Source organism: Actinosynnema sp. (assembly GCF_052038725.1).
In genome coordinates, this window is record NZ_JBQGCX010001269.1 from 1 (window position 1) to 3,617 (window position 3,617).

A 3,617-nucleotide genomic window follows, 5' to 3' on the forward strand; every position below is an offset into this window, starting at 1 on the left:
AGGACCCCGACGACGGCCCGCCCCCAGCTCCCGGCCACCGCGCCCGCGCTCAGCTCGTCGGTGTGGATCACGCGGCCACGGTAGCGGCGGGTCGAGCCGGGCGATCTGGGGTTTGCCGCACCACCGGCGTGGGGCCTGCCCCAGCACGGCCGGGCGGGTCGCCGCATTCCCGGCGCACCGGGCCGCTCCTAGCGTCGAGCTGTCCGCAAACCCCTTCCGCAGTGAGGAAAACGCATGATCGACGCAACGCCGCCCACCCCCGAACCGCTCGGTGGCCTGGCGGGCTGGGCGGTGGACCTGATGGACGCGCTGGGCGGTCCCGGCGCGGCGCTGGTCGTGGGCGCGGACAACCTGTTCCCGCCGATCCCCAGCGAGCTGGTCCTGCCGCTGGCCGGGTTCTCCGCGAGCCGGGGCGCGTTCGGCCTCGCCGAGGCGCTGCTGTGGACGACCCTGGGCTCGGTGGCGGGCGCGGTGGTCGTCTACCTGCTGGGCGCGCTGCTGGGCCGCGACCGGACCAGGGCGGTGATCGCGCGGGTGCCGCTGCTGGAGGTGGCCGACTTCGACCGCGCGGAGCGCTGGTTCGCCAGGCACGGGGCGAAGGCGGTGTTCCTGGGCCGGATGGTGCCGCTGTTCCGCAGCGTCATCTCCCTGCCCGCCGGGGTGGGGCGCATGTCCCCCGTGAAGTTCCTGCTCCTGACCACCGCCGGGAGCCTGGTCTGGAACTCGGTGTTCGTCGGGGCGGGTTACCTGCTGGGGGCGAACTGGCACGTGGTCGACGACTACGCGGCCGTCTTCCAGACGGTGGTGCTCGCGGCCGTGGCGATCGCCGTGGTGCTCTTCGTCGTCGTCCGGGTGCGGTCCCGCCGCCGTCTTCCGGAGGACTCTTTTTAGTCAACACTGAAGGAATTATTCCGAATAATTCCAAGGAGGGCCCGAGCGGCCGGGGACGCCCGATCCCGCCACACCAGCGCCAGCAGCGCGCGGGTGTCCGGGATCGGCACGGGGGTCAGGTCCGGGTACGCCGAGGCCATCGACGCCCCCAGCACCGCGACCCCCAACCCCCGAGCCGCGAGCGCGGCCACGGCGTCCGGCGCGCTCGCCTCCAGCACCACCTCCGGCCGCTCCCCCGACGCCGCGCACCGCGCGTCCAGCGCCGCCCGCAGCCCGGTCCCCTGCGGCATGGCCACCAGCGGGTGCGCGAACGGGTCCGCGCCCGCCGCGACCGGGTGCCCCTCGGGGACCAGCGCGACGAGCGAGTCGTCCACCACCACCAGGGCTTCCAGCCCCTCCGGCGGCTGCGCGACCCCGACCAGCGCCAGGTCCAGCGCGCCCCGCCGCACCTCGTCCACCAGCTCCTGCGACACCCCCTCCACCAGCCGCAGCCGCACGCCGGGGTGCGCGTGGTGGAACGCGGCGAGCGCGTCGAACAGCGGCGTGAGCGCGCAACCCGCGACCATGCCCACCACGAGCGAGCCGCGCACCACCCCGGCCACCTCCCCCACCGCCTGCCCGAGCGCGGCGGCCGAGGCGAGCGCGGCGCGGGCGTGCTCCAGCGCGACCTCGCCCGCGGCGGTCAGCGCCACGACGCGGCTGGTGCGGTCGAACAGCTCCGCCCCGAGCTCGCGCTCCAGCTGCCGGACCTGCGCGCTCACCCCGGACTGCGACACGTGCACGCGCGCGGCGGCACGGGTGAAGCTGCGCTCCTCGGCGACGGCGACCAGGTACTCCAGCTGACGCAGATCCATGAGCCGGAATGCTAGTTCCCAGCAGATCCAGCTGTTGGACTTCTGATTCCACCCGGCGCAGGCTGGTCGACGTGGTTGACCGAGAGAAAGCACTGACCCCCGAGGACCTGACCAGGCTGTTCGTCGAGCGCTCCAACGCGGGCGACGCGGCGGGCGTGGCCGAGCTGTACGAGCCGGACGCGGTCATGGCCTACCCGCCCGGCGAGGTGACGGCGGGCCGGGCCGCGATCGAGGCCCTGTGGGCGTCGGTACTGGCCCACCGCCCGCGCTTCACCCCCGAACCCCCGCTGCCGACCCTGCTCAGCGGCGACCTGGCGCTGACCTCCACACCCCCGTCGGACGGCGCGGGCGCGCGGGCGCAGGTGGCCCGCAGGCAGCCGGACGGGACCTGGCTGCGCGTGCTGGACCAGCCGGAGTTCCGGCGCCCCTGACGCCTTCGGGGTGTCGGAGGAGCACTCCCCCGACGCCCCGGAAAGGGGTGTCCCGCACCACTTCCCCGTTGCTAGCCTCCGCTTCTCCCCCGAGCACGGAGGCCGGACTTGCCCCACCGCTTAGCGATCACCAACACGACCCTGCTGACCGTGGACGAGCGGCTCGGCGACCTGGTCGGCGCGGACCTGGTCGTGGAGGACGGCGTCATCACCGCCGTGGGCGCGGGCGTCGCCCCGGCCGACGCGGACGAGGTCGTGGACGGGACCGGCCGGATCGTGATCCCCGGTTTCGTGGACTCGCACCGGCACATGTGGCTGGCGGTGCTGCGCGGCCGGGGCGCGGACCAGACGCTGCCCGAGTACTTCGCCGACGTCCTCGGCCACTGCGGGTCCCGGCTCACCGAGGAGGACGTCCACGTCGGCACCGCCCTCAGCGCGCTGACCGCGCTCGACGCGGGCATCACGACGGTGCAGGACGTGGCCAACATCAACGACCGCCCCGGCCGCACCGAGGCCGCGGTCGCCGCGCTGCGCGAGTCCGGGCTGCGGGCGGTGTTCGCGTTCGGCCACAGCGCGATGGGCGAGGACCGCCCGGACCACGGCGGCCTGTCCGAGGCGGGGGTCCGGGGGCTGGCCGAGCTGCTGCCGGACCGGGGCGCGCGGGTGCGCATGGGGCTGTGCGCGGACGCGGTCACCCCGGAGGCGGCGCGGTGGAACTGGGCGCTGGCGAGGGAGCTGGACGTGCCGGTCGTGCTGCACTGCCTGGGCGGTCGGGGTGGCTTGGAGCCGAGCGACCTGCGGGACCTGGGCGTGTTCGGGCCGAGGGCGGTGTTCGTCCACGGCACGGGGCTGGACGCGGCGGAGCTGGCGGTGCTCGCCGAGAGCGGCGCGGCGCTGTCCGTGGCGCCCGCCGTGGAGATGCTGATGGGCCACGGGACCCCGCCGCTGGCCGCCGCGCTGGAGGCGGGGCTGCGGCCGACGCTGAGCACGGACGTGGAGTCCACGGGCCCCGGCGACATGTTCAGCCAGATGCGGTCGGGCCTCCAGGCGGCCAGGCACACGGCCCTGCACGGCCCCGGCGCGCCGGGCCGGGACGGGCCGCGGCCCCGGCTGATGACCTCGCGGCAGGCGCTGGAGGCCGCGACGATCAACGGCGCGCGGGCGCTGGGCATGGCCGACGAGATCGGCTCGCTGACGCCGGGCAAGCAGGCCGACCTGGTCGTGCTGCGCGCCGACCGGCCGGGTCTCGCGCCGGTGCACGACCCGGTGGGCGCGGTGGTGCAGAGCATGGAGCGGGGCGACGTGGAGGCGGTGCTGGTCGCGGGCAGGGCGGTCAAGCGCGACGGCCGCCTGCTGCGCGACACCGCCGACCTGCTGGCGCGGGCCGACCGCGTGCGGGACCGGTTGTCCCGCTAGGAGCTCGGCGAGCCGACCCGCAGCC

At 75.6% G+C, this 3,617-nt stretch carries 4 protein-coding genes; 3 read left to right on the top strand and 1 reads right to left on the bottom strand.

Features of this window, described 5'->3' with window-relative positions; genetic code table 11:
- Positions 1-234 precede the first annotated feature (234 nt).
- Positions 235-891 (top strand): DedA family protein, encoded by a 657-nt coding sequence (locus ACTUAL_RS26790; RefSeq protein ID WP_440902190.1) that lies wholly within the window; start codon positions 235-237, stop codon positions 889-891.
- Here ACTUAL_RS26790 and ACTUAL_RS26795 read toward each other — a convergent pair.
- Positions 888-1,745 carry a LysR family transcriptional regulator gene (locus tag ACTUAL_RS26795; RefSeq protein WP_440902191.1) on the bottom strand — a complete coding sequence of 286 codons (858 nt, stop codon included), beginning with the start codon at positions 1,743-1,745 and terminating at the stop codon, positions 888-890. The genes ACTUAL_RS26790 and ACTUAL_RS26795 overlap by 4 nt on opposite strands.
- 71 nt (positions 1,746-1,816) lie before the next feature.
- On the opposite strand from ACTUAL_RS26795, the gene ACTUAL_RS26800 reads away from it, so the two are divergent.
- A complete protein-coding gene (locus ACTUAL_RS26800) occupies positions 1,817-2,176 on the top strand; it encodes a YybH family protein (RefSeq protein ID WP_096493748.1) in 360 nt (119 codons plus the stop codon).
- A gap of 108 nt (positions 2,177-2,284) precedes the next feature.
- Positions 2,285-3,592 (top strand): amidohydrolase family protein, encoded by a 1,308-nt coding sequence (locus ACTUAL_RS26805; protein WP_096493746.1) that lies wholly within the window; start codon positions 2,285-2,287, stop codon positions 3,590-3,592.
- Positions 3,593-3,617: the final 25 nt, after the last annotated feature.

What these genes read in the sequence shown, in the direction of transcription:
- ACTUAL_RS26790 (WP_440902190.1), top strand. Translation starts at nt 235, where the DNA reads ATGATCGACGCAACGCCGCCCACCCCCGAACCGCTCGGTGGCCTGGCG.
- ACTUAL_RS26795 (WP_440902191.1), bottom strand. Translation starts at nt 1,745, where the DNA reads ATGGATCTGCGTCAGCTGGAGTACCTGGTCGCCGTCGCCGAGGAGCGC.